The sequence below is a fragment of the Micromonospora ureilytica genome (genome assembly GCF_015751765.1).
In the GTDB taxonomy this organism is placed as follows: Bacteria; Actinomycetota; Actinomycetes; order Mycobacteriales; family Micromonosporaceae; genus Micromonospora; species Micromonospora ureilytica.
This window is the reverse complement of record NZ_JADOTX010000001.1, coordinates 721,887-748,773: the sequence shown is the minus strand read 5'-3', so window position 1 is coordinate 748,773 and position 26,887 is coordinate 721,887. Positions and strand designations below refer to the sequence as shown.

At 71.0% G+C, this 26,887-nt stretch carries 25 protein-coding genes; 17 read left to right on the top strand and 8 right to left on the bottom strand.

The window, feature by feature from the left end:
- Positions 1-277: 277 nt before the first annotated feature.
- The 7 genes from IW248_RS03435 (at position 278) to IW248_RS03405 (ending at position 3,713) form a co-directional block, all read left to right on the top strand.
- Complete coding sequence (locus tag IW248_RS03435; protein WP_196925608.1) at positions 278-601, top strand: hypothetical protein; 324 nt, start codon at positions 278-280, stop codon at positions 599-601.
- Complete coding sequence (locus IW248_RS03430) at positions 598-996, top strand: hypothetical protein (RefSeq protein WP_196925607.1); 399 nt, start codon at positions 598-600, stop codon at positions 994-996. The genes IW248_RS03435 and IW248_RS03430 overlap by 4 nt, the downstream gene beginning before the upstream one ends.
- A 140-nt stretch (positions 997-1,136) precedes the next feature.
- The gene (locus IW248_RS03425; RefSeq protein ID WP_196925606.1) at positions 1,137-1,703 is read left to right on the top strand and encodes a DUF5753 domain-containing protein; all 567 of its coding nucleotides are present in this window, start codon (positions 1,137-1,139) and stop codon (positions 1,701-1,703) included.
- Positions 1,697-1,879: a DUF397 domain-containing protein gene (locus IW248_RS03420; RefSeq protein WP_196930022.1), complete on the top strand. Its 183-nt coding sequence runs from the start codon at positions 1,697-1,699 to the stop codon at positions 1,877-1,879. The genes IW248_RS03425 and IW248_RS03420 overlap by 7 nt, the downstream gene beginning before the upstream one ends.
- Positions 1,880-2,067: 188 nt before the next feature.
- Complete coding sequence (locus IW248_RS03415; protein WP_196925605.1) at positions 2,068-2,772, top strand: VOC family protein; 705 nt, start codon at positions 2,068-2,070, stop codon at positions 2,770-2,772.
- A gap of 186 nt (positions 2,773-2,958) precedes the next feature.
- The gene (locus IW248_RS03410; RefSeq protein ID WP_124816226.1) at positions 2,959-3,390 is read left to right on the top strand and encodes a RusA family crossover junction endodeoxyribonuclease; all 432 of its coding nucleotides are present in this window, start codon (positions 2,959-2,961) and stop codon (positions 3,388-3,390) included.
- A 47-nt stretch (positions 3,391-3,437) separates the two neighbouring features.
- Positions 3,438-3,713, top strand: a complete 276-nt coding sequence (locus IW248_RS03405) for a hypothetical protein (RefSeq protein WP_124816228.1) — start codon at positions 3,438-3,440, stop codon at positions 3,711-3,713.
- Between the two features lie 13 nt (positions 3,714-3,726).
- Here IW248_RS03405 and IW248_RS03400 read toward each other — a convergent pair whose 3' ends face one another.
- A complete protein-coding gene (locus tag IW248_RS03400) occupies positions 3,727-4,509 on the bottom strand; it encodes a L,D-transpeptidase family protein (protein ID WP_196925604.1) in 783 nt (260 codons plus the stop codon).
- 409 nt (positions 4,510-4,918) lie between these two features.
- Positions 4,919-5,629: an HAD family hydrolase gene (locus IW248_RS03395; protein ID WP_196925603.1), complete on the bottom strand. Its 711-nt coding sequence runs from the start codon at positions 5,627-5,629 to the stop codon at positions 4,919-4,921.
- Between the two features lie 120 nt (positions 5,630-5,749).
- On the opposite strand from IW248_RS03395, the gene IW248_RS03390 reads away from it, so the two are divergent.
- Positions 5,750-6,388 carry a hypothetical protein gene (locus IW248_RS03390; RefSeq protein WP_196925602.1) on the top strand — a complete coding sequence of 213 codons (639 nt, stop codon included), beginning with the start codon at positions 5,750-5,752 and terminating at the stop codon, positions 6,386-6,388.
- A gap of 29 nt (positions 6,389-6,417) precedes the next feature.
- Here IW248_RS03390 and IW248_RS33615 read toward each other — a convergent pair whose 3' ends face one another.
- Complete coding sequence (locus IW248_RS33615; RefSeq protein ID WP_307787683.1) at positions 6,418-6,996, bottom strand: TetR/AcrR family transcriptional regulator; 579 nt, start codon at positions 6,994-6,996, stop codon at positions 6,418-6,420.
- A 175-nt stretch (positions 6,997-7,171) separates the two neighbouring features.
- Between IW248_RS33615 and IW248_RS03380 the strand changes: the two genes are divergently transcribed.
- Complete coding sequence (locus tag IW248_RS03380) at positions 7,172-8,371, top strand: low temperature requirement protein A (RefSeq protein WP_196925600.1); 1,200 nt, start codon at positions 7,172-7,174, stop codon at positions 8,369-8,371.
- Between the two features lie 20 nt (positions 8,372-8,391).
- On the opposite strand, the gene IW248_RS03375 is transcribed toward IW248_RS03380, so the two are convergent.
- Both IW248_RS03375 and IW248_RS03370 read right to left on the bottom strand, forming a co-directional pair.
- The gene (locus tag IW248_RS03375) at positions 8,392-9,510 is read right to left on the bottom strand and encodes a serine hydrolase domain-containing protein (protein ID WP_196925599.1); all 1,119 of its coding nucleotides are present in this window, start codon (positions 9,508-9,510) and stop codon (positions 8,392-8,394) included.
- Between the two features lie 119 nt (positions 9,511-9,629).
- A complete protein-coding gene (locus IW248_RS03370; RefSeq protein WP_196925598.1) occupies positions 9,630-10,517 on the bottom strand; it encodes an RNA polymerase sigma-70 factor in 888 nt (295 codons plus the stop codon).
- Positions 10,518-10,680: 163 nt separating this feature from the next.
- On the opposite strand from IW248_RS03370, the gene IW248_RS03365 reads away from it, so the two are divergent.
- Together IW248_RS03365 and IW248_RS03360 are read left to right on the top strand one after the other, a co-directional pair.
- On the top strand, positions 10,681-11,064 hold the full coding sequence (locus IW248_RS03365) for a DoxX family protein (RefSeq protein WP_196925597.1): 384 nt from the start codon (positions 10,681-10,683) through the stop codon (positions 11,062-11,064).
- 53 nt (positions 11,065-11,117) lie between these two features.
- Positions 11,118-11,507 carry a hypothetical protein gene (locus tag IW248_RS03360; protein WP_196925596.1) on the top strand — a complete coding sequence of 130 codons (390 nt, stop codon included), beginning with the start codon at positions 11,118-11,120 and terminating at the stop codon, positions 11,505-11,507.
- A gap of 101 nt (positions 11,508-11,608) precedes the next feature.
- Here IW248_RS03360 and IW248_RS03355 read toward each other — a convergent pair whose 3' ends face one another.
- The 3 genes from IW248_RS03355 to IW248_RS03345 all read right to left on the bottom strand — a co-directional run bounded on the left by IW248_RS03355 (position 11,609) and on the right by IW248_RS03345 (position 17,832).
- Positions 11,609-14,206: an IPT/TIG domain-containing protein gene (locus tag IW248_RS03355; RefSeq protein WP_196925595.1), complete on the bottom strand. Its 2,598-nt coding sequence runs from the start codon at positions 14,204-14,206 to the stop codon at positions 11,609-11,611.
- A 299-nt stretch (positions 14,207-14,505) separates the two neighbouring features.
- Positions 14,506-14,976, bottom strand: a complete 471-nt coding sequence (locus tag IW248_RS03350) for a hypothetical protein (RefSeq protein ID WP_196925594.1) — start codon at positions 14,974-14,976, stop codon at positions 14,506-14,508.
- Positions 14,977-15,123: 147 nt separating this feature from the next.
- Positions 15,124-17,832, bottom strand: coding sequence for an MGH1-like glycoside hydrolase domain-containing protein (locus IW248_RS03345; protein ID WP_124816248.1), 2,709 nt, complete (start codon positions 17,830-17,832; stop codon positions 15,124-15,126).
- Between the two features lie 42 nt (positions 17,833-17,874).
- Here IW248_RS03345 and IW248_RS03340 point away from each other — a divergent pair, with 42 nt between their 5' ends.
- From IW248_RS03340 to IW248_RS03315, 6 genes are all read left to right on the top strand, one after another.
- Positions 17,875-19,818, top strand: coding sequence for an amylo-alpha-1,6-glucosidase (locus IW248_RS03340; protein WP_196925593.1), 1,944 nt, complete (start codon positions 17,875-17,877; stop codon positions 19,816-19,818).
- Positions 19,819-19,955: 137 nt separating this feature from the next.
- Positions 19,956-21,293 (top strand): glycosyltransferase family 4 protein, encoded by a 1,338-nt coding sequence (locus IW248_RS03335; RefSeq protein ID WP_196925592.1) that lies wholly within the window; start codon positions 19,956-19,958, stop codon positions 21,291-21,293.
- A gap of 83 nt (positions 21,294-21,376) precedes the next feature.
- Positions 21,377-23,077: a serine/threonine-protein kinase gene (locus IW248_RS03330; RefSeq protein WP_307787682.1), complete on the top strand. Its 1,701-nt coding sequence runs from the start codon at positions 21,377-21,379 to the stop codon at positions 23,075-23,077.
- 179 nt (positions 23,078-23,256) lie between these two features.
- The gene (locus IW248_RS03325; protein ID WP_231396684.1) at positions 23,257-24,813 is read left to right on the top strand and encodes a serine/threonine-protein kinase; all 1,557 of its coding nucleotides are present in this window, start codon (positions 23,257-23,259) and stop codon (positions 24,811-24,813) included.
- 103 nt (positions 24,814-24,916) lie between these two features.
- Positions 24,917-25,726 carry a metal-dependent hydrolase gene (locus IW248_RS03320; protein WP_196925591.1) on the top strand — a complete coding sequence of 270 codons (810 nt, stop codon included), beginning with the start codon at positions 24,917-24,919 and terminating at the stop codon, positions 25,724-25,726.
- On the top strand, positions 25,723-26,631 hold the full coding sequence (locus IW248_RS03315; protein WP_196925590.1) for an amidohydrolase family protein: 909 nt from the start codon (positions 25,723-25,725) through the stop codon (positions 26,629-26,631). Before IW248_RS03320 ends, IW248_RS03315 begins: the two co-directional genes overlap by 4 nt.
- The last annotated feature ends 256 nt before the right edge of the window (positions 26,632-26,887 follow it).

The window sequence follows — 26,887 nt, the reverse complement described above, 5'->3', positions numbered from 1 at the left end:
ACCGGGGAGGGCATCCGTGCCCCGGCGCACGGCGAGACGATTCCGAGCCGGCAAGCTGCGGAAACTCCGGCCCGGATGCTCTGTAGCGGCTACTCTGCCCCACCCGTGAAGCCGCGAAACCTGGCCGTCACAACGGGAGCGCGCAGCAACCGGCCGCCTTCGCCTGCGCCGACGCCACGCGCGTGATCGACTCGCTCTCCTGGTCTGGCCGCCCCTGGAGGAGGCGTGACCGCAAGCCCCGACGACGGCAACAGTATGACAGGGATAAGCTGCCCGTATGACAGAGCCTCAGCGTCGCTTCACGATCTCCGTCCCCCCGGACGTGAGTCAGATCCTGGAGAGTCAGGGCAACCGCATGGCCAGTGCCTACGTCACCGAATCGGTGCGTCGGCGCAGGCGGGTGGAACAGCACAAGGAGTTGTTGCTCGCCTCCGGCATTCACGTCACTGACCAGGGTGTCGCCGAGGCTCGAGCCCGCCGCCTGGCGGTGGAGGCCGAGTGGCCCTCGGAGCGGTTCGAGGCGGAGCGCGCCAAGATCCGCGCCGCCATGGAGGCCGAGATGAACGGTGATGACACGGCACCCCGCGCCGACGCCGCATGACATCGCCGACAACACCACCAGTCCGGCTCATCCTGGACCGGTCGGCCCTGCTGGGATACGCCGTCCTCCGGACCGTGCACGTGGGTGAGCCCGTCCACGAGGTGATCGAGGACGGGGTGCAGTTCGGAGTGCCGGTGGTGGCAGCGACTGAGGCGCTGACCATGGCAACCGGCAAGGACCTGGCCCTGCTGCACAAGCTGCTGGCCTTGACTTCCTGCGCGCTGCTGCCCGAGCAGGCGGAGGATCTACCGGAGCTGACCTTCTGGCAGCGCAGGACCCGCCGTTTCGACCTGGCCGCAGCCGCCGTGGCGGGCCTGACCCACGACGCCGCGGTGCTGACCAGTGAGGGGCCCGGATACTCCGACGGGGTGCCACTGATCCACTTTCCGGGATGAACGACGGCGGGCCGAGCGTCAGCTCCGGGCCCTCGCCCAGGAGAGGAAGCGCTCGGTCATCCGGGCCGGCGGATGATCCGGGTGGAGCTGGGTGAGCTGGTTCGTCGCCTCGTGCATCAGAGTGCCGAGGTAGATCAGCAGTGCGGTCGGCTGGTCCGGTACTCCGTCAGCAGGGCGAGCTTGGCCGGCTGCGCTGGTTGGAGTTGGCCTACGTGCCGGGCCTGCTCCAGACCGAGCGGTACGCCCGCGCGACGCTGGCCGGTGGCCGGTTCGACGCCGAGGACGTGGACCGGATCGTCGCCTCCCGGCTGGAGCGGCAGGCGATCCTGCAACGCCCGCGCCCGCCGCAGCTCATCGCCGTCCTGGACGAGGCGGTGCTGCGCCGGCCGGTGCTCGACCAGCCGGGCCTCATGGTCGAGCAGTGCGAGCACCTGGCCGAGTTGGCGGCGGCAGAGCATATCCAGGTGCACATCGTCCCGACGGATGCTGGGATGTACCTGGGGCTGGCCGGTCAGTTCATCATCGCCGAGATGCCGGACGGTGAGCGGGTGGCTCACGCCGACAACCAGCTCACCGCGCAGTTCGTCGATGCGCCGACCGACGTCGCTAAGCTGGCGAAGACGTGGGAGATCGTGCGGAACGAGGCGCTCCCCCGCCGGCAGTCAACCGAGCTGATCAAGGAAGTGGCGAAGTCATGGGCATGCTGACCCCACAGTGGCGGAAGTCGACCCGGTCCGGCGGCAACGGCGGGTCCTGCGTCGAGGTCGCCGACAACCTGCCGAGCGTGGTGCTGGTACGCGACACCAAGGACCGCGACGGCGGCACCCTGCACGTCAACCCGACGGCCTGGAAGGCATTCGTCGAGTACGCCAAACAGCACTGAACGCGGAACTCGGAGAAGACACGCCCCGACCGGCCGGGTCCGGCCGATCATGGAGTTATGGTGCCAGATTTGGCGCGGACTTTGTCGCCCACCACAACTCCATGATCGACCAGGCGCCGAGCGGCACTGACTCCGCCACGCGGCGCTCGTTCCACGGGCGGCCCGCTCGGACCAGGCATGCTGGGACGATGATCGCGCGTTTCAAGGACCTCTGTCTGGACGCCACCGACCCGCTCGCGCTCGGCGCCTTCTGGGCCCGGATGCTCGACGCTGACGTGGCCGATGCCGGTGACGACGACACCCGGGTGGACCCGCGCTCGGCGCGCTCCAACGCCGAGTCGATCTGGGTGAACAAGGTGCCGGAGCCGCGGGTCGGCAAGACCCGCGTACACCTGGATCTGCGGTTGGCCGACGCGGACCCGGCGGCGCTGCTCGCGGACGGCGCCCGACTGGTCCGCGAGCCGGCCAGCGACGGGACCTGGTGGGTGTTGGACGACCCGGAGGGCAACGAGTTCTGCGCGTTCCCGGCCCGCGAGGGCACCCAGCCCGGCCCGTTCGCGCTGGTCGTCGAGTCGACCGACCCGGCGGCGCAGGCGACCTGGTGGGCGGGGGTGGTCGGCGGCACCGTCGAGCACGGGTCGACCACCTCGTCGGTGGTCGGCGCGTCCGGGTTCCCCTGGGACTACTGGGTGTTCGTCGGGGTGCCCGAGCCCAAGACGGTCAAGAATCGCCTGCACTGGGACGTCGACCTGGTCGACCCGGAGCCGATGGCGCTGATCGCGGCGGGCGCGACACTGCTGCGGGAGCCGTTCGACGAAGCGCACTGGTGGTGGGTGCTGGCCGACCCGGAGGGCAACGAGTTCTGCGCCTTCGCACCACGCCCCACCGGGTGAACGACCGACTACCGAGCGCGGGCGTCGTCGGCTAGCGTTTTCGTAGCGCCGTAGCCGGCGCGTTCGCCGCTGCCGTCGACACGCCTCCGGCCGACCCCATGCCTGTCCGATCGGTTGGTAATCGCGGGAACGTCCCACCGCCGCTCCCTCGGTTCGGCAGGATCGTCCCAACGAGGAGGTGCCGTCGTGCAGGACACCCGCGCTCTCGCCCTGACGTTCGAGGTGAGCGGCCTGCCACCGGTCAAAACCGAAGCGTTGTCCATCTTCGCCGCCGGGCATCGGCAGGCGACGAGGGTCCGCACTTTGCTCCAGGCCGCCCTCGCCGCGGCCCAGCGCACCGGCTGGACGCCGTTGCCCGGGCCGATCGAGGTGGACCTGGTGTTGCGCTGCCCGCCCGGGCACCGTACGTCCGACGCCAGCACCCTGCTCGGCGGCGTCTGCGCGGTGTTGCAGGACAAGAAGCGGGTGTCGACCATCGGCCTCGCGCACCTCGGCGTGCTGGTGGACGTCGCCCTCTACGACGACGACCGGCAGATCCGCCGGTTGTCGTACCACGAGGAACCGGCCGAGGAGTTCTCGTACCAGGTGCGGGTCGCCGCCGTGCCGACCGGGGTTTGACCGACGTCCGCGGTGGGGTATCGCGGACGCCGACGAAGGGAGCACCGATGTCGGAGCCACATGTCACGCTCGACCCCCGCGGGCTCGACCCTGTGCAGCAGAAGCTGCGCGGCCCGCTGGAGGAGCAGCTGACCTCGGCGCTTCAGGCGGCCATCGACCGGGTCGGCGCCGACTACGCCGGCGAACCTGTCGAGCAGGTCTGCCAGCGACTGTTGGAGGAGACCCGCTCCGGGTTGCATCCCGACATCGCCGCCGGGTTCAACCCGGACATGGACGAGTTCTGCCGGGTGGCGGTGGCGATCGTCCGGCGCGAGGCCGGCTGAGCCGCAGCGCTTGTCAGTATCGGCCGAGCTGGGCGTACGGGCTGAGCACGATGCGCGGTGACAGGGCCGGGTCCAGCCAGGTGAGCACGTCGACCAGGTGACCGTGTGCGAGGGAGACGCAGCCAGCGGTGGCGTTGCCGGCGCTGGTGCTGAACTGGTGCAGGAAGATTCCGCTGCCCGCGTTCGGCACCGGCTTCGGCACGTTCGGCGCCATGTTGTAGGTGATCACCCCGAAGTGCGTGTACGCGGGGACCTCCTTCCACAGTGCCTCGCTGGCCCCACCCGGGTTGGTCGCACTGTGTTGGAAGGTGTTGTACAACGCCGACGACGGGTTCTCGTTCCACCAGTCACCGCTGACCAGCCGGTGGTAGGGGAATCGCACGCCCGGGTTGGCGGCGATGCCGTACATGGTGGGGCCGATCGAGTAGACGCCTGTCGGCGTGGTCGGCACCCCCTCCACGTGGTTGTCGCTGAAGCCCTTCGAGCCGATCCGGGCGGGCAACGACGCCGACGCGGGGTGCCAGCCGTTCCAGGTCCGCACGTACGCCTCCAGCGTGGCGTAGGTGGTGGTGTAGCTGCTGGCGCCGACGATGATCACCTGCTTCGTCTCCGCCGGCAGCGTGGTCAACTCGCTGGCCCGGTTCTGGCGCCGCCCCGGCCACGGTCGCGGCATCGGGACCGTGCCCCAGCCCGGCCGCAGCGGCCCGCTCGCGCCGAGCGCGGGCGCGGCCGGGGTGAGCACGGCCGGGGCGGCCAGACCGGCCGCCGCGCCGAGGAGGAGAGATCTGCGCTTCATGCCGCCATCCTGACAGTCGAACCGACGCGCGGTGTGCCCCGCTCGGCAGTGTCGAACGATTCGCGGGGCGGGTCAGGACCGGGTCCGCAACTACCCGGCCCTGACCCTCGGCCGTCCGGCGGAGGAGCGGACAGCTCCGGCACCCCGCCGCGCGGGCGTGGCACGACGTCACGCGCCGCAACGGGGTGAGCCGGCCACTCCGCACTCAGCTCCACGGTGCTCACCCGCCGAACGCCGACGCGCCCCGACACACCCCGAAGGGCCGTGAGCGCCGGACCAGGTTAGGCGGGCTCCGACCGGCCGGACAAGCCGCGTCGGGCGGCCGGGGGCAGGACTGATCTCACTGTGAAAATCGGGCACGTCGACGTAACGCGACCATGATCGCCGACGCTGTTTGGCTTCCGTGCGGTCAGAAGTGCCGCAGCAGGTCCCGGAACGCGGCGAGCCGCAACACCCCGTCGTCGGTCGGGTCCAGCTCGTCGTCCTCCAGCACCCACGTGTTCGCGTTCGGGATGAACACCGCGTTCAGCCCGGCCGCCCGCGCCGGCACGATGTCGGACTTCGGGGAGTTGCCGATCATCCACGCGCCGGCCGGCGCGAAGCCGTGCTCCCGAGTGAGCCACCGGTACGTGTCGACGTTCTTCTCGGCGACGATGTGCGCGGCCCCGAAGTGGTGCAGCAGGCCGCAGGCGTCCAGCTTGCGCTGCTGCTCCTCCTGGTCGCCCTTGGTCAGCAGCAGCAGCTCGTGCCGGCCGGCCAGCTCGTCGAGCGCGTCGGCCACCCCGGGCATCAACTCCACCTGGTGCTCGACGAGGGCCAGCGCCAGCCGGTCGATCTCCTGGCGTTCGGAGTCGGTGGCCGGCCGCTCGCGCAGCCGCTCCAGGCACTCCCCCAGGCTGCGCAGGAAGACCTTGCTGCCGTATCCGTGCGCCACCGCGTTGGCCCGCTCGATGTCGTCGAGGACGGCCCGCAGCTCGGCCCGGTCCAGGGTGGGGTGGTCCAGCCATTTAAGGAAGTCGTCGATCACCCGCTCGAAGACGACGTTGTTCTCCCACAACGTGTCGTCCGCGTCGAAGATCAACACTTGTGCCTGCCGTCGCGCCGCCACGCCGACCGTCATGCCATTCCCTCCCCGCGCCCACCGCCCGATGGGCCGAGGGACAGGATAGGCGGCAGACAAACGGCGATTCCCATGATTTTTCCGCTCGACAGCTTCGGGACGGCTCTTGAGGAGTGCGGCATGTTCACCATGAAGTGGGTCACCGGCGTGGCGATGCTGGCCTGCGCCAGCGCGCTGGTGGGGTGCCAGGGTGGCGCGGACAAGGCGCCGCGCACCGCGGCGGGCACGCCGACGCCGTCGGGCGCCGTGACAAGCACGCCGACGGCAGCGGCGCCAGCCACCTCATCGGCGGCGGCGACCGATCCGCTGCTGTCCGGCAAGCGCGAGGTCACGATCACCCGGGTGCAGGGTTCGGGGAAGGCGCTGGAACTCGGCGGACGGATCGAGGAGGGCGGCGACACCGGCGGTCGCCTCCTGTTCGTGCCGACACCGATCGGCGGCGACAGGTACGTGATCAAGGCATTCGGCCCGAAGGACGACCACCCCGCCAACGACGACCCGTCCTGCTGGCAGGTGAACGGCCTGGACATCGAGCCCGAACTGACGATCGGCGGCGTCGTCTGCGACCCGGACGACCCGATCCAGCGGTTCACCATCATCGCCAAGGGCAACGGCACGTACGCGATCGGCAGCGAGACCCGCTTCCTCCAGCACCTTCCCGGCAACGGCCTGGTCCTCAAGGAGTTGGGCAACTCGAAGCTGAACACCACGTTCCGGTTCACCGACAAGGGCCCGGCCGACCGCAAGCCCATCAACTGACCACTGCCGAAACGTCGGCGGCGGCCTGGTCACGGCCACCGCAGCAGCCGTTGCGCGATCAACGCTTCGCGGTCCTCCTGCCCCTCGGGTCGGAGCCGGCCGCCACGGGTGAGCATCACCACGCCGTGCAGCAGGCTCCAACCCACCTCGGCGAGGGTGTCCGGGTCCCGGCCCTCGGCCAGCGGGGTCAGGGCCGCCCGCAGCTCGGCGAAGACCGCCCGCGGCGCGGCCGGCACACCATCCACGCCGAGGGCCAGGTCGGGGGTCAGCGCGAGCATCGCGTCATAGACCTCCGGATTGGTGTACGCGAAGTCGAGGTACGCGGTCGCGACCGCCGGCCAGACCCCCTCGGGGCTCCCGGCGGTCTCCGCGTGCGCCTCGGCGAGGTCGGCGGCCAGATCGGCGAAGGCGCACACCGCGACCGCGGCGATCAGCGCATCCAGATCGGCGAAGTGCCGATAGATGTCGCACATGTCGATCTCGGTCCGTTCGGCGAGCCGCCGGGTGGTCACACCCGCCCAGCCCTCCGTCTCGGCCAACTCTCGCGCGACCGTGACGATAAGGTCACGCCGGTCCTGTTCAGTGGCCTTCTCGGCAGGTCCGGGCACGTCCACGAGCGTAAGGGCGTACACCTGCCGTAGCGGTCGGGTGACAGATTGGTGACTGTTGTGGGTCGCCGGCCCCTTAGCTCCACGTGCCACAGCCACCCCCTGGCTCGTTAGGCGAGGAGATCACCACGACGGGAGGGCACGTGGTTCGGCGACACCGGCGCGCGGCGAGCCGATGAGGAGCACCCCCGACAGACTGTTGCGCAGCGAAGCCACCCGCCAGCGGGCCACCTTTCTGGAACTCTTCCTCGACCTGGTCTTCGTCTTCGCCCTCACCAGGATCTCGGCGCGGCTGATCGCCGACTTCACCGACGGCCAGCGCGGGGTGTACACGGGCCTCGGCCAGGCTCTGCTGCTGTTCCTGGCGCTGTGGGCGGTCTGGTCGGTGACGGTCTGGTCGACAAGTTGGCTGGACCCGGACGCCCCGATCGTCCAGACCGTCATCATCATGACGTTGGTCGGCGCCATGACGATGGCCGTCGCCGTGCCACAGGGCTTCGGCACACGGGCCTCCCTCTTCGCCATCACCCTGGTGACCCTCCAGATCGGTCGAGTGGTGTTCTTCCACGTCGCCGGGCACGGCCGGCCGGACCCCCAACAGTCGATCCGGATCCTGTTCTGGTTCGGCTTGAGCGCACCGCTCTGGGTCGTCGGCGGGCTGGTAAACGACGGCACGGTTCGAGGGGCACTCTGGACCCTCGCCGTGCTGACCGACTACGCCGGGTTGTTCCTCGGCTGGCCGACCCCCCGACTCGGCGCGCAACGGCTCGGCGTCCAGATGATCGCGGCTGAGCACCTGGCCGAGCGGTACCAACAGTTCCTCCTCATCGCTCTCGGCGAGGCGATCTTCGTCATCGGCCTCGCCTTCAGCGGCAGCGAGTTCCGCACCGACCAGACGGGTGGGTTCGTCCTGGCGCTGGCGAGCACCGTCCTGCTCTGGCGGATCTACTTCCACGTGGCGGGAGGGATGCTGAGCTCCGCCGTCGACCGTTCCCGTAACCCGGCCCGACTCGCGACCGACATGGCGTTCGCTCACATGGTCATGATCGCGGGGATCGTGCTGACCGGCGTCGGCTTCGAGCTGTTCATCGCCGAGCCGCTCGGGCACCTCCCGGCGGCCTGGCTCATCGCCATCTTCGGCGGCCCGGTGCTCTTCCTCGCCGGACGATCGGCGCTCGAATACCAGGTCTTCGGTCGGGTCTCCCGGTCCCGGCTGGCCGGCCTGCTGGCCTTCGGCCTGCTGATCCCGGCGGCACTGCACCTCCAGCCGCTCACCGCCGGCGCAGTCGCCGCCGTGGTGCTGCTCGGCGTCGCCACAGCGGACGCGCGGCGATCTCGCCACCGGTCGCCGGAGACGCCCACGCCCCCGTACTAAGGCCTGTGTCGAAGCGCTGGTCAGCCGCAGAAGGCCTTGTTCAGGAACGCGTCGACAGCGTCGTCCGGGTCGCCATCGAAGTCGGGCGTGAGCACGACCGTGACCTGGCGGCGCCGGTCTTCGGTCAGGTAGGACCAGGACTGGTACGCCAGAGCGTCGCCGTCGTTGCCGTACACGCGGACCCCGCAGGAGGTGTCCCGCCACCAGGCCAGCCCCAGCCCGTACCTGCCGCCCTCGACGCCCGGTGTCTTCATCTCCTTGAGCAGGTGATCCGGCAGGAGGCGCCCACCCAGCAGTGCGGCGAAGAACCGGTTGAGGTCGCCCGTCGTGGAGATCATCTCGCCACCTGCGCCCATCACCGACGGGTTCATCCTCGTGTAGTCGACAAGGCTCGTCTCGCCGTTCTGCAGTATCGGCACGTAGCCGTGCGGATGCGGGCCGGCGATCCGCGACGATGCCCCCGGCACCGAGGTGTCGCACAGCCGCAACGGTTTGATGACTCGGCGCTTGATCTCCTCGCCGTACGACTGGCCGGTGACCTCCTCGACGATCTGGCCGAGCAGGAGGTAGGCGGTGTTCGAGTAGGCGAAAGCCGAACCCGGCGGGTCGAAGACCGGCGGGTTGGCCACCGCCCGCTGAACAAGCTCGGCCGGGCTCCAGGTCCGCCACCGGTTGTTCAGGAACTCCGGTTTCGGCGGCAGCGGCAGCGTACGCAGATAGTCGTACAGGCCGCTGGTGTGGTTGAGCAGCTGGCGCACTGTGATGCGGTGACCGTCCGGTACGACTCCGGGCAGCCATCGGTCGACAGTGTCGTCCAGCCGCAACGACCCCTCGTCGACGAGTTGCAGGACGACGGTGGCGAGGAACGTCTTCGTGGTGCTGCCCACCCGGAATCGGCCCCCCAGCGGGACCGGCCGTGGCTCGCCCAGTTCGGCGACACCGCTGGCGCCTCGCCAGAGGCCATGCTCGTCACGCACCTCCGCCAACGCACCCACCGCCCCGGCGGCCACGACCTCGTCCAGCCGCTTCTGCAGTGCGCCGCGATCCGCCTCCTTCGATGCGGCGCCGGCAACGGCCGGCACCCCGATCACCGCCAGAGCCGTCGTCACAGCTACCAACGCCCGATGCACTCGCTTCATCCCGACCCCCCTGGGAACAGTTCGTCGAGATCGAGCCTGAACCAGCGGGCGGGACGGACATATCCGGGAACACCCGGGCCTACCCCTGAGAGCGGACCCGGGCGAATCCAGGCGGTCGATCAGCGGCGCAGCGCCGTCTCGCTCCGCATGTGCGACAACTTCTCCGGGTTTCGCACGGCGTAGACCCCGCTGATGAGACCGTCGTCGACCCGCAGCGCGAGGACCGTGTCGACCGCGCCGTCGAGCCGCAGAACCAGCGCCGGGTGACCGTTGACCTGGGCGGGGTGCAGCGACATGGTCGCGACCCTGGCATGTGTGCTGCACAGCAGGCGGGCCACCTTGTCGGCCCCGGCGACAGGCCGCAGCACGGCCTGCTTGATCCCGCCGCCATCGCCGAGGAGCACGACATCCGGCGCGAGGACGTCGAGCAGGCCCTGCACGTCGCCGGTCTCGACCGCCAGCCGGAACGCGTCCAAGGCCCGTCGGGTGTCCGCCGGTGAGACCGTCCCCCTGGGCCGGCGCGCGGCTACGTGCGCCCGCGCACGGTGCGCGATCTGACGGACCGCTGCCGAACTTTTGTCGACCGCCTCGCCGATCTCGTCGTACCCAAGGTCGAAGACCTCCCGGAGTACGAACACCGCCCGCTCGGTCGGCGCCAGCGTCTCCAGCACCAGCAGCATCGCCATCGAGACGCTCTCGGCGAGTTCGACGTCGTCGGCGACGTCCGGTGCGGTCAACAGCGGCTCGGGTAACCAGGAGCCGACGTAGGACTCCCTTCGCCGGCCAACCGCACGCAGCCGGTTGAGCGACTGGCGGGTGGTGATCCGGACCAGGTACGCACGCTTGTCCCGCACCGTCGAGAGATCCGCGTCCGCCCACCGCAGCCAGGTCTCCTGGAGTACGTCCTCAGCGTCGGCGGCCGAGCCGAGCATCTCGTACGCGACGGTGAAGAGCAGGTTCCGGTGGGTGACGAATGCGTCGACAGCGGTGTCCGCCCCAGCGTCCATGCGTTCTCCAGTCTCGTCGGTCTCGTCCGCGTCGCCCACAGGACACCACTCCCCCGACTTCTGTGACGCTCCGGCCCCGTGCGGCGTGTCACGTGTGCCGAGGCGTCACGGCGAGCGGGCCGGCGGTGTCTGGTGGGCGACCCCGACACGAAAGGAAAGACTCATGAACCTGGCACTGTGGATCGCGGCCGGGCTGCTGGCCGCACTCGCCCTGGCCGGCGGCATCACCAAGACATTCGTACCCAAGGAGAAGTTGGCCGCGGCCAACGGCGGCGGGTGGACCGACGGCGCCAGCGTCGGCTTCGTCAAGACCCTCGGTGTCCTCGAACTCCTGGCCGCGGTCGGTCTCATCCTGCCCGCCGTGCTGGACATCGCACCGGTGCTGGTGCCGGTGACCGCCATTTGCTGGGTCCTGCTGATGGTCGGCGCGATGATCACCCACCTGCGCCACGGCGAGGCGAAGTTCATCGGGCTGAATCTGCTCTACCTCGCGGTGGCCGCGTTCGTGGCCTGGGGCCGCCTCGGGCCCGAACCCTTCACCGGCTGACCTGGGCCCACTCCGGCCCCGGCTGGCCGACGGTGCCCCGCTATCCTCGCGCGATGACGTCACGGACCCCGCTGAGGAGACGCACGAAGCACGTTCTCGTGGCCGTGTCCGTCACGCTGGGCTTGCTGTCGTGCCTGTGGGTCCTGTCGTTCCTGTGGTTGCAGGTGTTCAAGACCGAGGGATCGTTGCCGCCGAAGTCGCGGATGCCGGAGGTGCCGTCCGGAGCGACGATCGCCGACGAGAGCATGGAGTGCGCCTCCGGTGGATGCTGGCGAACGATCACCGTGGTGCCCGCTGCGGGGCAGTCCCCGGAGGACCTGGCACGCCAGATGGGTCTCTCCGAGGACCTGAGTCTGCCGCCGACCCTCTTCGACCCCGCGTCTGTCTACGTGGGGGCCGACCCCAAAGAGGGCAAGCTGCTCGTCCACATCGGCTATCAGTGAGCGCTGGCGGCGCTCACCGTGTTCTTGGCCGGCTGAACGGGCGCTCGCCGCGTTGATCGCCCCGGCCAGGGCCCGGGTCGGGCCCTGGCCGGGACAGCTGGTCAGCCGATGCCGCCGGCACGTCGCCGGCGCTGGCCCAGCAGCACCAGGACGATGCCGAGGAGAGCCAGCATCGCGCCGACGCCCAGCGGCGCGGCAACGGTGTCACCCGTCACCGGCAGGATTCGCGGCACGTAGCGGAAAGTGAGCTCGTTGGAGGCTCCCCCGTCGGTGCTCACGACGACAGTGGTGTTTCCGGCCGCGCAGGCCGGCGTGCGGAAGGTCAACGAACGCCCGTCCGACGCCACGGTGACCAGGCTCGCCGCGATGGTCTGGCCGCAGATGGTGACCACGGTCCGACCTGGAACGAAGCCGGAACCACCGACCGTCACGGTCGTGCCGCCACCGGTCGGCCCCTGACCCGGGGTCAGCTCGTCGATCACCGGCGGGGCGACCCGGTAGGCGAACCCGTCCGACTCGACGACGTCGTCACCGGGCAGTTGCACCGTCACGTCCACCGGGCCAGGCAGGCCGGGCGGGGTGACCACTGTCAGCGAGGTGCCGCTCGGGTCCACGACGAGGTTGGTCCCCGGCGTGTTGCCGAAGTTCACGCCGGTCGCGCCGGTGAGGCCGGTCCCGGTGATGGTCACCGTCGTACCACCGGTGTTCGGGCCGGTGTTCGGCACGATCGAGGTGATCGTCGGTGCGAGGTACGTGAACTGTGGTGCGGCGGCGGTGCCGGCGGGGAAGACCAGTCGCACCACCGCTGATCCGGCGGTGTTCGGCGGAGTCACGACGGTGATGGTGGTGCCGGCCGGGTTCACGGTGAACCCGGTGCCGGACACCCCGTCGACTGTCACTCCGGTCGCCCCGGTGAAGCCGGTCCCGGTGATGGTGACAGTGGTGCCACCGGAGGTCGGCCCGGACGTCGGGGTCAGCCCGGTCACGTCGGCGTCACTGCCGTCGGCCAGGTACGTGTAGTCCAGTGGCGCCGCCGAACCACTTCCGGTGGTCACCACCACCACCGCGGGGCCGATCGCGCCGGCCGGGGTCACCGCCGTCAACGACGTGCCCCCCGCGTTGACCGTGACGTCGGTGGCGGGCGCCCCGTCGAAGGTGACGGTCGTGCCACCGGGGACGAAGCCAGCGCCGGTGATCGTCACCGTCTGACCACCCGACTCCGGACCCTCGTCCGGTGTGATCGATGCGGCGACCGGAGCCGCCGACACATAGGTGAACCCGTCCGGCGCGGTCGCGTCCGCGCCCGGGATCAGCACCGTCACGTCCACCGGGCCAGGCAGGCCGGGCGGGGTGACCACTGTCAGCGACGTGCCGCTCGGGTCCACGACGAGGTTGGTCCCCGGGTTGTCGCCGAAGTTCACGCCGGTCGCCCCGGTGAGGCCGGTCCCGGTGATCGTCACCGTCGTACCACCGGTGTTCGGGCCGGTGTTCGGCACGATCGAGGTGATCGTCGGCGCAATGTACGTGAACGTCGGCGCGGTCACCCTGCCCGCCGGGAACACGAGCTCGACCAGCGCCGGCCCGGCGGGGTTCGGCGGGGCGACCACACTGATCGTGGTGCCGGCCGGGTCGACTGTGAATCCGGTGCTGGGCAGGCCATTGAAGTCAACCGCTGCCACACCGTTGAAGCCGGTGCCGGTGATCGTCACCGTCGTACCGCCTGCGGTCGGCCCGGACGGAGGCGTGAGACCGGTGATCACGGCCGCGCTGCCGTCGGCCAGGTACGTGTAGCCCAGCGGTGGTGCCGTCCCGTTCACCGTACTGACCAGGACCGATGCGGGGCCGACCGCGCCGGCCGGCGTGACCGCCGTCAACGAGGTGCCAGCGGGCGCCACCGTGACCCCGGTCGCCGGTACGCCGTCGAACGTGACAGTGGTGCCGCCCGGAATGAAGCCCGTACCGGTGATCGTCACCGTCTGGCCGCCCGACTGCGGGCCCTCATCCGGGCTGATCGTCGCGGCGGTGGGCGCCGCCGGCGGACGCTCGCAGTTGGCCTCGGCCACGATCACGGTGCCGACCGGGATGGTCGTCGGCACGCCGAGGATGGTGCCCGACAGGGTGAGGACGGCTCGCACGGTGACCGCTGTGGCACCGGTGGCGGTGGTCGTCTCGGTCCGGGTCAACGAGGCGTTCAGGCTCGCCCCCACCAGACCCGGTACGACCACGGCCGCGCTGCCCACGACGGCGGGGTCATTCGCCGTCAGCGTCACCGGCGAGCCGAAGAGCTCCAGCCCGACGAGCGTGGTGGCGGCGTTGGTCGCGCCGACCTGCGGGCAGGTCGCGGCGGCGGTGACCTCGGTGGCGTCCAGCACGTCGACGCCGAGCACGGTCAGGTTGAAGCCGTCGACGCTGGCGGACGCCGACGACGAGGCCGCCGCCCGGGTGGCGGTGACCTCCTCGACGGTGCCGCCGGCTGTCACCCCGAGCGCCCCGGGCGTCGAGATGGCCAGCAGCGTCTCGGTGTCGGTGCCGCCGGCGGCCGGCGCGGTGGCCGTGCCGATCGTGGCGTCGGCGGTGATCACAGCCGTGCCGAGCACCTCCGCCGACAGGTCGACGACGACACCTCTGGCGTTCGCGTCACCCGGTGCCGCCCGAGCCGGCGTCCCCGCTCCCAGGGTCGCCAGGCCGGCGACCAGCATCGCCGTGGATGCGGTCGTGATTCTTCGCAGGACAGAACTCACCGATTCCCCCGTTCAGTTCGACTGACGGGCCTGCTCGGCGTGTTGGCACCCGTCAACGAGCGAACGAGGCAGAAGGGTGCAAGTTATGCCATTTCCGACATTTCACCCGGGGCTGCCGCCCACATGATCGTGCTCGATCCAGGATCGAGTGGCCTCCCGGCGTCGGCGACACCACTACAACATGGATCGAGCACGATCATGCCGTGGCCAGCGGCGAGCGGGCGCAGGGTCTGGAACAGTGGGCCCTCGTCAACGGCTCACTTATCGAACAATCCCTTGATGCCGTGGGCCTTGAGCAGCTCGGGTATGGGGTCCGCGGAGCGTCGACGGCCCGAACCCCAGACGTGCCCCACGTTGACGGACGCGTTGGGCCCCGGGACGTCGTAGGGGCCGCCCCGGGGGTAGACCGCCACGGAACTTCCCCACATCATCCCCGCATCAGCCCAGCCCATGCGTTCGATCTCGTCCCAGGCGTACGAACGCCGCAGGCCCCCACGATCGCGGACGAGCAGTCCGAGGTCGTCCGCGAAGACCGCGCCTTGCCGGCGTGTCACCGCGATGATGATCGAGGCCAGGCCAAACAGCACAGCGCTCCAGACGACGTAATCGAGGAGCACCCCGACGACGGCCACCAGGATCACGACCACGCCGGGTAGCGCAATGGTGGGCCAGACCCGGGACTGCCCGAGGACGACGAGTTCCCCCACCGGTTGCGCTGACTTCCGCATGGGCATTCACGATAGTGAACGAGGGTACGACGGCAGGACCTGACCACGGCCCGCAAGATCCGCGCACTTCCCCTGATGGTGCTGCCTCCGACGGCCCCGAGACAACAACATCAGGGAAGTTGCGGGCGAGGCGCGGGGCGGGCGGGGTCAGCGGCGGAGGGTGAGGATCAGGTCGGCGACCAGGGCCGTCCAGCCGGTCTGGTGCCAGGCGCCCAGGCCGGCACCGTTGTCGCCGTGGAAGTACTCGGGGAAGGCGACCAGGTCGCGCCAGTCCGGGTGGGTCTGGAAGAGCTGGCACGCGCCGTAGATCGGGCGTCGACCCCAGTCGTCCTGGGTGAAGAGCGCGATCAGCCGGGCCGAGAGGTCGTCGGCGATCTCGTCCAGGGTGTGCTTCACCCCGGAGCGGGTCGGGTACTCCACCTGGAGGTCGTCGCCGAAGAACGCCGCGTAGTCACGCAGCGCGCTGATCAGCAGGAAGTTCGTGGGCATCCAGATCGGACCGCGCCAGTTCGAGTTGCCCCCGAACAGCCCGCTGGTCGACTCGGCCGGCTCGTAGCCGACGGAGAACTCCTGCCCGCCGAGGGTCACCGAGAACGGCTTGTCCAGGTGCGCGCGCGACAGCGTACGGAGGCCGAAGTCGGAGAGGAACTCGTCCGGGTCGAGCATCCGGGCGAGCAGACGGACGACCTGCTCCGGGCCGACCATGGACAGCAGTCGCTGCTGCCGACCGTCGGGGCCGAGGCGGCGGGTGCCGATCACCTGGGCGTACTCCGGGCGGTTGGTCAGGAACCAGCGCAGGCGGGCGCCCAACTCCGGTAGGTGGTGCAGGGTCCTCGCGGTGAGCCGGGTGGTGGCCGCCAACGGCAGCAGCCCGACGACGGAGCGGACCTTCAGCGGCACCTTCGTGCCGTCGGCGAGGCGCAGTACGTCGTAGAAGAAGGCGTCCTCCTCGTCCCACAAACCCTGCTCGTACGCGGCGGCGGCGATGTAGGCGAAGTGCTCGAAGAACTTGGTGGCGGTGTCCACCCAGGTCCTGTCGTGTTCGGCGAGCACGATCGCCATGTCCAGCAGGTTGAGCGCGTACATGCCCATCCAGCCGGTGCCGTCGGACTGCTCCAGCACACCGGCGACCGGCAGCGCCGCCGAGCGGTCGAACGGCCCGACGTTGTCCAGCCCGAGGAAGCCGCCCTCGAAGACGTTGTTGCCGCCGGTGTCCTTGCGGTTGACCCACCAGGTGAAGTTGAGCAGCAGCTTGTGCATCACCCGGGCCAGGAACTCGTAGTCCCGACCGCCGTCGATCTCGAACACCTTCAGCGCCGCCCACGCGTGCACCGGCGGGTTCACGTCACCGAACGCCCACTCGTACGCCGGGATCTGCCCGTTGGGGTGCAGGTACCACTCGCGGAGCAGGAGCAGCAGTTGCTCCTTGGCGAAGCCCGGGTCGACCCGGGCGATGCTCACGCAGTGGAAGGCCAGGTCCCAGGCCGCGTACCAGGGGTATTCCCACGGGTCTGGCATGGAGATGACGTCGAAGCTGGTCATGTGCCACCAGGCGCTGTTGCGCCCGTGCCGACGCCCGGCCGGCGGTGGTGTCGAACCCGGGTCGCCTTCGAGCCAACGTTTGACGTCGAAGTGGTAGAACTGCTTGCCCCACATCAGCCCGGCGATGGCCTGCCGGGCGACCAGCGCCTCGTCGGGTGTGGCGGCCGGCGGGATCACTCCGGCGAAGAACCGGTTCGCCTCGGCCCGTCGCGCCCAGACCACGGCCTCGAAGCCGTCGCTGAGGTCGGCCGGGGGCGGCGGCGCGGCTGCCGGCGGCGACGCGGTACGGGTGAGCCGCAGCCGGATCTGGCGCTGCCCGCCGGCGGGCACGTCGAGCACGTAGTGCAACGCGCCCTTGGTGCCCTCCCGGGCCGGGTTGACAGTGGCCGCGCCGTTGACGACGTGGTCGTTGATGCCGTCCTTCGGGTACGGCGAGCGGCCGGGCAGGCCCCAGAGCCGTTCGGCGTTCGTGTCGTTGTCGCAGAGCAGCGGCACCGGCCCACCGTCGCCCTCCAGCAGTAGTTGGCCGAACACCCGGTGCTCGCCGACGAGCCGGGTGCCCTGGCCGGTCAGCTTCGGGATCCGGTCACCACCGGGCAGGCCCCAGGACCAGGTGTTACGGAACCACAGGGTGGGCAGCACATGCAGCGTCGCCGCCCGGTCGCCGCGGTTGGCGACGGTCACCACCATGCAGAGGTCGGTCGGGGACGCCTTGGCGTAGTCGACTGTCACCGCCCAGTACCTGTCGTCGTCGAAGATCCCGGTGTCCACCAACTCGTACTCGGTGTCGTCGCGGCCGCGCAACGCGTTCACCGCGACGAGTTCGTCGTACGGGAAGGCGGCCTGCGGGTAGTGGTAGCGCCAGCGCATCCAGGAGTGGGTGGGCGTGGAGTCCTCGTACCACCAGTACTCCTTGACGTCCTCGCCGTGGTTGCCGCCGTCGCCGCCGAGGCCGAACATCCGCTCCTTGAGGATCGGGTCCTTGCCGTTCCAGAGGGCCAGGGCGAACGCGAAGGTCTGTCGTTCGTCGCAGACGCCGGCCATCCCGTCTTCATTCCACCGGTAGGCTCTGGACCGCGCGTGGTCATGCGGGAAGTAGTCCCAGGCCGTACCGTGCTCGCTGTAGTCCTCCCGTACCGTCCCCCACGCCCGTTCGGACAGATAGGGACCCCATGCACGCCAGTCCTGCTCCCCCGAGTCGGCCTGGGCGAGCCGGAGCCGCTCAGCGTCGGGTGGCGAGGCGTCGGAGGACGATCGGTCAGTGATCACGTGCACATCTTTGACGTCGCCGCGGTACTTGACCACAGCGGCCATTCTCGTCGTGGCGTGTTACACCCCGCCGCCGCTGGAGGAAAATTGATCGACATTCACTTCGGTCCGCAGGTCTGCGGCGACCTGACCAGCGCGGCCGGCCGGGAGTGGCTGGTGCCCGACGGCCTCGGCGGCTATGCGATGGGCACTGTCGGAGGGCTGCGGACACGTCGGTACCACGGTCTGTTGGTGGTCCCCGGCGAAACGCCGGCGTCCCGGCAGGTGGGACTGGCCAGTCTCGATCCGGCGGTCACCCTGCCGTCCGGCGCGCGGGTGCGCCTCGGCGCGCACGAGTGGGCCTCCGGCGACGTGGACCCGCGCGGGTTCGAGCTGTTGGAGCGCTTCGACCTGGTCGACGGGCTGCCCCGGTGGCGGTGGCGGATCGGCGCTGTGGTGATCGAACGGGAGTTGGCCATGCTGCCCGGCCGCTCCTGCGTCGCTGTGGTGCACCGGCTGGTCGCCGGTGGTCCCGTCCGACTGGAGCTGTCGGCCGCCTGCACCTGGCGGGACGCACACGGTGAGCGGCGGGCCGACGGCCCGATTCCGCAGGTCGAGGCGGTGGCCGATGGCGCGGTCGTCGAGGGCGCGTACCGGCTCGCCGGGCCGGGCTGGGCGCCCGAGGGGCAGTGGTGGCTGGGCGTGCACCACCGCGAGGAGGCCAACCGAGGGCTGCACCCGGACGAGGACCTCTGGTACGCGGGCCGCTTCGCCGGCGAGTTGGAACGCCCCGGCGACACGGTGTCGGTGCGGGCCTGGGCCGGTCGACTCGACGAGGAGCCGCCGCCGGCAACGGAGATCGTGGCGGCGGCGCGACGACGCAACCGGCGGGTGGTGGCGGCGGCGAAGCCGGCCGACGACGTGGACGCCACCCTGACGCTGGCCGCCGACGCGTTCGTGGTGCGCACCGACCAGGCGGCGGTGGACGTGGTGGCCGGGTACCCGTGGTTCGGGGCCTGGTCGCGGGACACGATGATCTCGTACGAGGGGTTGTTCCTCTGCACGGCTCGCGCCGACGAGGGGCGGGAGCTGCTGCGGGCGTACGCGGCGACGCTGTCCGAGGGGATGCTCGCCAACACGGCCGACACCGGTCGGGTGGAGTACAACACAGTCGACGGCACGCTGTGGTTCCTGCACGCGGTGAGCCGGCACGTCACCGTCACCGGCGACACCGACCTCGGCGACGAGCTGCTGCCCGCGCTGCGTGCCGTGATCGACGCCCACGTGGCCGGCACCCGGTACGGGATCCGCGTCGACCCGGCCGACGGGCTGCTCACCCAGGGCGCCGCCGGCACGGCGCTGACCTGGATGGACGCCCGGGTGTACGGGGTGCCGGTCACCCCGCGTACCGGCAAGCCGGTCGAGGTCAACGCGCTGTGGATCAACGGGCTGGCCGGGCTCGCGGAGCTGGCCGAGCTGGCCGGGCAGGACGCGGACGAGCTGTGGCGACGCCACGGGCAGGCCACCGCCTCGTTCCGGGGGCGGTTCCCGGCCCCGACGGGCTGGCTGCACGACGTGCTGGACGCGCCTGCGCCGGCGTACCCGCTGGGTGGCGCCGCCCTGCACGACGACGACGCGTTGCGCCCCAACCAGCTGTTGGCCTGGTCGCTGCCGTACGCGCCGTTGGAGCCGGACGAGGCGACGCTGCGGCGGATCGCGGACGGGCTGCTCACCCCGCTCGGGCCACGCAGTCTCGCCCCGGACTCCACCGAGTTCGTGGGCCGGCACCGGGGTGGTCCGGCCGACCGCGATGGGGGCTATCACCAGGGCACGGTCTGGCCGTGGCTGCTCGGCCCGTACGTGGACGCCGCGCGTCGTGGAAAGATGTCCGTCGATGACGCATTCGTCGGCATTGAGTCCCATTTGATGGAATATGGGTTAGGCTCGGTGAGCGAGACGGCCGATGGCCTCGCGCCGCACACCGCTACCGGCTGCCCGTTCCAGGCATGGTCGGTGGCCGAGCTGCTGCGGGTGCGGCGAAAGAGCCAGTAGCGCTTTACACGACCGCAACGGTGGTGTCGCCGCTGGTTATCGCGATCCCGGCAGGATTGGCCCCGATCCAGACGCGACGGCGACATCGATTCCGGTGTCGGTCGGCGCGCGCCCGGGGACAACTCAAAGGGGGCCGCATGGCACTCGACGCCCACGTGATCGACATCAACCCCGCCCGGCAGCTGCGGGTGCTGATGCTCTCCTGGGAGTACCCGCCGGTGCTCGTCGGCGGTCTCGGTCGACACGTGCACGCCCTCTCCGTCGCCCTCGCCGCCGCCGGCCACGAGGTCACCGTCGTCACCCGCCACTGCGAAGGCGCACCCCTCGAGGAATACGCCGACGGCGTCCGCATCCTGCGCGCCCCCGAAGACCCGGTCGCCTTCCCCCTCGCCACCGGCTCACTGCTGGCCTGGACCATGGCCTTCAACCACACCCTCACCCGCACCGCCCTGCGCGCCACCCAGGCCGGCGCCTACGACGTCATCCACGCCCACGACTGGCTCGTCGCCCACACGGCCGTCACGCTCGCCGAGCACCTGGACCTTCCCCTGGTCACCACCATGCACGCCACCGAGGCCGGTCGGCACCAGGGCTGGCTGCCGGAGGAGATGAACCGCACCATCCACGGCGTCGAACACTGGCTCAGCAGTTCCTCCATTCGGGTGATCGCCTGCTCCGGATACATGCGCGACCAGGTGACCGCACTGTTCGACGTACCGGCCACCCAGGTCGACGTGGTGCCCAACGGGGTCGACGACCGGGCCTGGCGGGCCCGTCCGCGAGCTGTCGCGTCAGCCCGGGCACGGTTCGCCGGGGACGGCCCGTTGGTCGGGTACGCAGGGCGGCTGGTCTACGAGAAGGGCGTCCAGCACCTGGTGCACGCCGTACCCCGGCTCCGCGAACGGCACCCCGGGCTGCGCGTGGTGATCGCCGGAGACGGCCCGTACCGCACCGAGTTGGAGGCCGAGGCCCGCCGGCTGGCGCTCAGCTCGACAGTCCGGTTCACCGGGTTCCTCGACTCCACCCAACTGCCGGCGATGCTCGGCGCCACCGACGCGACAGTGGTCCCCAGCCTCTACGAGCCGTTCGGCATGGTGGCACTGGAGGCGGCGGCCGCCGGAGCGCCACTGGCGGTGGCCCGTACCGGCGGCCTCGCCGAGATCGTCGAGTCCGGCGTGACCGGGGTGACGTTCCCGCACAGCGACCCGGACGCGCTCGCCGGCGCGGTCGGTCAACTGCTCGGCGACGAGGTCTTCGCCCGGCGGCTGGCCCGCCGGGCCCGCACGATGGTCGGCGAGCGGTACGGCTGGGCCACCATCGCGGCCCGCACCGCCGCCAGCTACGCCACCGCCCGACGCGAACACGGCCCCGTGCAGGCCCGCCGCGCCGCCGCCCGACTGGCCGGCGGACGGACCAGGATCGCCATCCCGGAGGGGAACCTGTTCGCCGCCGCCGCCGAGCACGCCGCATGCTGAGCTGAGTCGGACGACCGATAGGTGACTTCCGATCCGCTGGTTAGGGTGTAGCCCGGACAGCGGCTGAGGAGGAGCGTGCACAGGTGCTGATCGCCGGTCGGTACCGACTGCTCGACCTGGTGGGTCGCGGGGGCATGGGTCGGGTGTGGCGCGCCCGCGACGAGATGCTGCACCGCGAGGTAGCAGTCAAGGAGATCGTCCCACCGAGTTGGTTGGACGATCGCGAACGGGCCGAGGTGCGCTCGCGCACCATGCGGGAGGCGCGCGCCGCGGCCCGCCTCAACCACCCCGCGGTGGTCCGGCTCTACGACGTCGTCGCGGTCGACGGCAGCCCATGGATCGTCATGGAGTACGTCCCGTCCCGCACCCTCCAGGACGTCGTGGACGCCGAGGGGCCCCTGGAGCCGGCCCGCGCGGCCCGGATCGGCCTGGCCGTGCTCGACGCGCTGCAGGCCGCGCACACCGCCGGGGTGCTGCACCGCGACATCAAACCGCAGAACGTGCTCGTGGCGCACGACGGGCGGGTGATGCTCACCGACTTCGGGCTGGCCACCTTCGACGGTGGCGACGGCGCGATGACCCGGCCCGGCATGGTCCTCGGCTCCCCGCAGTACGTGGCCCCGGAGCGGGCCGCCGAAGGGGTGTCCACTGTGGCCGCCGATCTGTGGTCGCTCGGCGCGACCCTGCATGCCGCCGTGGAGGGGCAGTCCCCGTACGCCCGCAGCACCGCGATGGCCACCCTGAGCGCGCTGGCCGCCGGCCCACCGGATCCGGCCCCGCACGCCGGGGCGCTCGCGCCGGTGCTCAACGGGCTGCTGCGCCGCGACCCGCGCGACCGCCTCGACCACGACACGGCCCGTCGGTTGCTCAGAACGGCCGCGACCGGCCGTGCCGACGGGGCGTCGGCGACCGACCGGTCCTCGGCCGACGGGCCGGCCCCAGGACCGGTTGGCCAGCCCGTTGCGGCCGACGACCCCGACGACCAGGATCCCACCGTTCCGCTGCCCGACCCGGACGCCCCGGCCGCAGCCGGCGGCGCCTCCCCCACGCCGGCCCCGGATCCGGCAGCCGCCGGGCGTACCGCGCGTCGGGTGGCGGTGGTCGCCGTGGCGCTGCTGGTCGCCGTCGTGGCCGGCGTCGGCACCGCGCTGACAGTCACTGGTGACAAGCCCAGTGACACCACCGGCTGGTCCTCCCCGCCGCCGAACCGTCCGCCCAACGGCGGGCCGTTCGGCCCCGGCCCGCCGCCCGGCCCGCCGCCGAACGGGCGGGACGTCCCCCCGCCCCCGTTCGCCTGTGTCCGTCCGGACATCGCCGGTACAGCCGTCCAGGCCGGCACACCGAACTCGGGCGAAGAGTTCCGGCCACCGCCCGGCTGGGTGTGGCACGCCGACACCGCCGGCTTCCGGGTCTCCGTACCGGCGAGATGGGTGACCTCCCGCGACGGCACTGTGGCGTGCTTCCAGGACCCGGCGACCGGCCGGGCCTTCAGCGTCGCCGAGGGCGGCGCCGTCGATCCCCTGGAGCGGCTGCGGACCGCCCGCGAGGCGGCAGCCGGGGCCGGCGCCCTGCCGGGGTACGACGAGATCCGGCTCGCCGCGGGCGATGGTGGAGCCGAGTGGGAGCTCCGCTGGCAGACACCGCACGGGCCGTGGCTGCGCGCCCGACAACAGATCCTCGGCGCCAACCGCTGGACGTTGGGTTGGATCACCCGGGACGAGGACTGGGCCGGGGCCGCCGCCGACTGGGATCTGGTGCGAAAGAGTTTCCGACCACCCCGCTGACCTGCACCGTATGGCCATGATCGGGACCACCGTCCGGCGTGGATCGAGGCCGCTCAGTGGATGAGGAAGCCGACATTGGTGGCTATCGTGGATCCCGGGGTGACCGAGGGGGAGCGACCGTGCATCAGTTGCTGATCGCGGGTCGGTACCGGCTGCTCGACCTGGTCGGCACCGGCGGAATGGGCCGGGTGTGGCTTGCTCGCGACGAGATGTTGCATCGCGACGTGGCGCTGAAGGAGGTCGTGCCGCCGTCCTGGCTGGCCGAGACCGAGCGCGAGGAGTTGCGGCGACGAACCCTGCGTGAGGCACGCACCGCCGCCCGGCTCAACCATCCCAACGTGGTCCGCCTCTACGACGTGGTCCACGACCGGGACAGCCCGTGGATCGTGATGGAGTACGTGCCGTCCCGGTCGGTGCAGCAGATCATCAGCGCCGAGGGACCACTGAGCCCGCAGCGCACCGCCCGGATCGGGCTGGCGGTGCTCGCCGCGTTGCGCGCCGCGCACACCGCCGGAGTGCTGCACCGCGATGTGAAGCCGCACAACGTGCTGGTGGCCGACGACGGGCGGGTGGTGCTCACCGACTTCGGGTTGGCCACCTTCGACGGCGGCGACGGTGCGATGACCGGGCCCGGCACGGTGCTCGGCTCACCGCAGTTCGTCGCCCCCGAGCGGGCCCGCGAAGGGGTGTCCGACGCGCGTACCGACATGTGGTCGCTGGGCGCGACGCTCTTTGCGACGGTCGAGGGAAAGTCACCGTACGCACGCTCCAGCGCGATGGCGACGCTCAGCGCGCTGGCCACCGAACCACCGGATCCGATGCGGCGGGCCGGCCCGCTGCGCCCCGTCCTCACCGGCCTGTTGCAGCGCGACCCCTGGCGGCGGTTGACCGCCGTCGAGGCGGAGCCGCTGCTGCGCAGCGCCGCGGCGAGCCACGACGAGCCCGCCGGGTCGGGTCGGTCCTCGGCGGTCGCGGCGGTCCGCAGCGCCGGCCGCGCCATCGCGTCCCACCCGGTCGAACCAGTGGCCCCGTCGGACGAGCCGGCGACGCCGATCCCGCGCCCGCAGCGCCGGCGTCGGCGCCTGATCGCGCTCGGTGGCGCGGCCACGGCCCTGCTCGTCGCGGGAGGCGTCACGCTGGCCCTGGTCAACCGGCACGATGAGCGGACGCCACCGTCCGGCTCTGGTGGTGGCGCGCCGACCTCCCGGCCGGCGGCGTTCGCCTGCGCGTCGCTCCCGCCATCGTCGGCGACCCCGGTGGTGGCGGTGTCACCCCCGGCCGACGCGAAGTACGGGTTGCGCGAGGGTTGGACCTGGTACGACGATCCGACCGGGTTCCGGATCGCCGCGCCGGTGGGTTGGGCACGCTGGACCGAGGGCCCGGTGACCTGCTTCCGGAAATCCGGTGGGTCCCGGGTGCTCAGCGTGGAGGCCGGGCCGGCCCGCGCGGACCCGGTGGCGCACTGGAAGGCCGAGGAGGCTCGACTGACCGCGAGTGAGGCGCTACCGGACTATCGCAAGGTGGACATCTCCGCGATGGACATCTTCGAGGGTGGCGCGGTGTGGGAGTGCGGCTGGCAGAACGCCCTCGGCGTTCCGGTGCACAGCTTCCGGCTGCTGGCCAACACCTCGGCCGACCGCTCCCACACCGTCTCGTGGTTGACAGAAGAGTTCGACTGGCAGGTCAACGCGGCATACTTGCCGATGATCCGGCAGAGCTTCACCCCCACCCTGTGACACGGTCCGATGTGGACCTTCCGGGTGATGCCCCTGCGGCGCCGACGCTGACTACAGTGGCGTAGTTTTGGGCGCTCAAGATCCCTGGGGAGGGTGAGCCGAGATGATGGGACCGCAACACGCGCTGTCCGGCGCGGCGGTGTGGCTGGCTGGCTCCTGGGCACTGGAGCAGTTCGCCGACTACCACCAGTCGCCGCTCGCGTTGGCGGTGGGCACCGCTGTGTGCGCCGGTGGCGCGCTTTTTCCCGACCTCGACATGTCGGGCAAGGTGACCAAGAACCAGGGTGGGGCCACCGTGGCCCGTACCTTCGGGGTCTTCTCACTCTTCGCCGCCGAGGTGATGGAGAAGATCTCCCTCGGGGTCTACTACGCCACCAAGCTCAGCAAGGACCCGCGGCGCAACAACGGGCACCGGACGCTGACCCACACGCTGCCGTTCACAGTGCTTGTCGGTTGGGGCACCACCGCGCTCTGCGCCGCGTACGGCAAGTGGGCGGTCATCACCATCCTCTTCTTCATGTTCGGCCTGGCGTTGCGCGGGCTGTTCGACGACTGGGCCGAGCGGGCCGGGTGGGTGATCATCACTCTCGCGTCGGCCGGGGCGGCCTGGTTCACCTTCGCCAACCTGCCGGGCGGACGCGGCTATCCGCTGATCGGCACCGCACTGGGCGTCGGCTGCTTCGTGCACATCCTCGGCGACATGATCACCCGAGCCGGCGTGCCGATCCTCTGGCCGATCCCGATCAAGCGCCGCATGTGGATGATGATCGGCCTGCCGAACAGCATCGCCCTGCGCGTCGGCAGCAAGGCCGAAGTGGTGGGGATGCGCATCGCACTGACAGTCGTCTCGGCGCTCGCGACCGTCGGCCTGATCGCGCCCTCGGTGCTGAGCCGATTCGACATCGACATATGACCGATCCGGCGCCGGCAGTCCCGCCGGTCGCGGACGAGCGCGTACCGGAGTTCTGCCGCGCGCTGGGGCTGCCCGGCCTCGCCGACGTGCACGTGCACTTCCTGCCGCCGCGACTGCTGCGTCGGGTGTGGGCCTACTTCGACGCCGCCGGGCCGCTGGTCGGCACCGAGTGGCCGATCCTCTACCGGTGGAGCGACGCCGACCGGGTCGCGCACCTGCGCCGGCTCGGTGTGCGGGCGTTCAGCGCGTTGGCGTACGCGCACCGGCCGGGCATGGCGGCGGACCTCAACCGCTGGACGCTGGATTTCGCCCGCGACACCCCGGGGTGCCTGGCCTCGGCCACGTTCTACCCCGAGCCGGAGGCCCCCGGGTACGTCGAGTCGGCCCTCGCCGAAGGTGCCCGAGTGTTCAAGCTGCACCTGCAGGTCGGCGGCTTCGCGCCGACCGATCCGGCGCTGGACCAGGTGTGGGGGATGCTGTCGGACGCGGGGACGCCGGTGGTGGTGCACGCCGGGCACGCCCCGGTGGGGACCGCCCACACCGGGCCGGATCCGTTCGCCGCCCTGCTCGCCCGCCACCCTCGGCTGACCGCCGTGGTCGCGCACATGGGCGCCCCGGACTACCGGGCCTTCCTGGACCTCGCCGAGACGTACGAGCGGGTCCGGCTGGACACCACAATGGCGTTCACGCCCTTCTTCGATCAGTTCGTCCCCTTCCCCGCCGACGAGTTGCCCCGGTTGCGCGAGTTGGGGCTGGCCGGCAAGGTGCTGCTGGGCAGCGACTTCCCGAACATCCCGTACCCGTACGCCGAGCAGGTGACCGGGCTGGCCCGACTGGACCTGGGCGACGACTGGCTACGCGCGGTCTGCTGGAACAACGCCGCCGCCCTCTTCGACCTGCCCTGACCCAGGACCGCCGCCCCATCGGCTCCGCGATCTTGCACTTTCTGTCCCGACACAAGGTGCATATCCAGCCATGTCGGCAACAGGAACTGCAAGATCGGCGCGGTCTGCTCGTTGCGCGACTCTGTTGAATTCTTTTCGACATCGGCTATTGACGTCGCCGTAACAGGTGGCCTAGCGTCCTGTCGAACCGCTTCGTCGAAACGCTTCGACGAAGTTCGGGAGCGGTCCCACCCCAGGCCGGAGGAGGTGCGCGGTG

Bases quoted from the DNA above. Each gene is read 5' to 3' on its own strand.
- IW248_RS03435 (WP_196925608.1), top strand. From the start codon at position 278: ATGACAGAGCCTCAGCGTCGCTTCACGATCTCCGTCCCCCCGGACGTG.
- IW248_RS03430 (WP_196925607.1), top strand. From the start codon at position 598: ATGACATCGCCGACAACACCACCAGTCCGGCTCATCCTGGACCGGTCG.
- IW248_RS03420 (WP_196930022.1), top strand. From the start codon at position 1,697: ATGCTGACCCCACAGTGGCGGAAGTCGACCCGGTCCGGCGGCAACGGC.
- IW248_RS03415 (WP_196925605.1), top strand. From the start codon at position 2,068: ATGATCGCGCGTTTCAAGGACCTCTGTCTGGACGCCACCGACCCGCTC.
- IW248_RS03405 (WP_124816228.1), top strand. From the start codon at position 3,438: ATGTCGGAGCCACATGTCACGCTCGACCCCCGCGGGCTCGACCCTGTG.
- IW248_RS03400 (WP_196925604.1), bottom strand. From the start codon at position 4,509: ATGAAGCGCAGATCTCTCCTCCTCGGCGCGGCGGCCGGTCTGGCCGCC.
- IW248_RS03395 (WP_196925603.1), bottom strand. From the start codon at position 5,629: ATGACGGTCGGCGTGGCGGCGCGACGGCAGGCACAAGTGTTGATCTTC.
- IW248_RS03390 (WP_196925602.1), top strand. From the start codon at position 5,750: ATGTTCACCATGAAGTGGGTCACCGGCGTGGCGATGCTGGCCTGCGCC.
- IW248_RS03380 (WP_196925600.1), top strand. From the start codon at position 7,172: ATGAGGAGCACCCCCGACAGACTGTTGCGCAGCGAAGCCACCCGCCAG.
- IW248_RS03375 (WP_196925599.1), bottom strand. From the start codon at position 9,510: ATGAAGCGAGTGCATCGGGCGTTGGTAGCTGTGACGACGGCTCTGGCG.
- IW248_RS03370 (WP_196925598.1), bottom strand. From the start codon at position 10,517: ATGGACGCTGGGGCGGACACCGCTGTCGACGCATTCGTCACCCACCGG.
- IW248_RS03365 (WP_196925597.1), top strand. From the start codon at position 10,681: ATGAACCTGGCACTGTGGATCGCGGCCGGGCTGCTGGCCGCACTCGCC.
- IW248_RS03360 (WP_196925596.1), top strand. From the start codon at position 11,118: ATGACGTCACGGACCCCGCTGAGGAGACGCACGAAGCACGTTCTCGTG.
- IW248_RS03355 (WP_196925595.1), bottom strand. From the start codon at position 14,206: ATGCTGGTCGCCGGCCTGGCGACCCTGGGAGCGGGGACGCCGGCTCGG.
- IW248_RS03350 (WP_196925594.1), bottom strand. From the start codon at position 14,976: ATGCGGAAGTCAGCGCAACCGGTGGGGGAACTCGTCGTCCTCGGGCAG.
- IW248_RS03345 (WP_124816248.1), bottom strand. From the start codon at position 17,832: ATGGCCGCTGTGGTCAAGTACCGCGGCGACGTCAAAGATGTGCACGTG.
- IW248_RS03335 (WP_196925592.1), top strand. From the start codon at position 19,956: ATGGCACTCGACGCCCACGTGATCGACATCAACCCCGCCCGGCAGCTG.
- IW248_RS03325 (WP_231396684.1), top strand. From the start codon at position 23,257: ATGGGCCGGGTGTGGCTTGCTCGCGACGAGATGTTGCATCGCGACGTG.
- IW248_RS03320 (WP_196925591.1), top strand. From the start codon at position 24,917: ATGATGGGACCGCAACACGCGCTGTCCGGCGCGGCGGTGTGGCTGGCT.
- IW248_RS03315 (WP_196925590.1), top strand. From the start codon at position 25,723: ATGACCGATCCGGCGCCGGCAGTCCCGCCGGTCGCGGACGAGCGCGTA.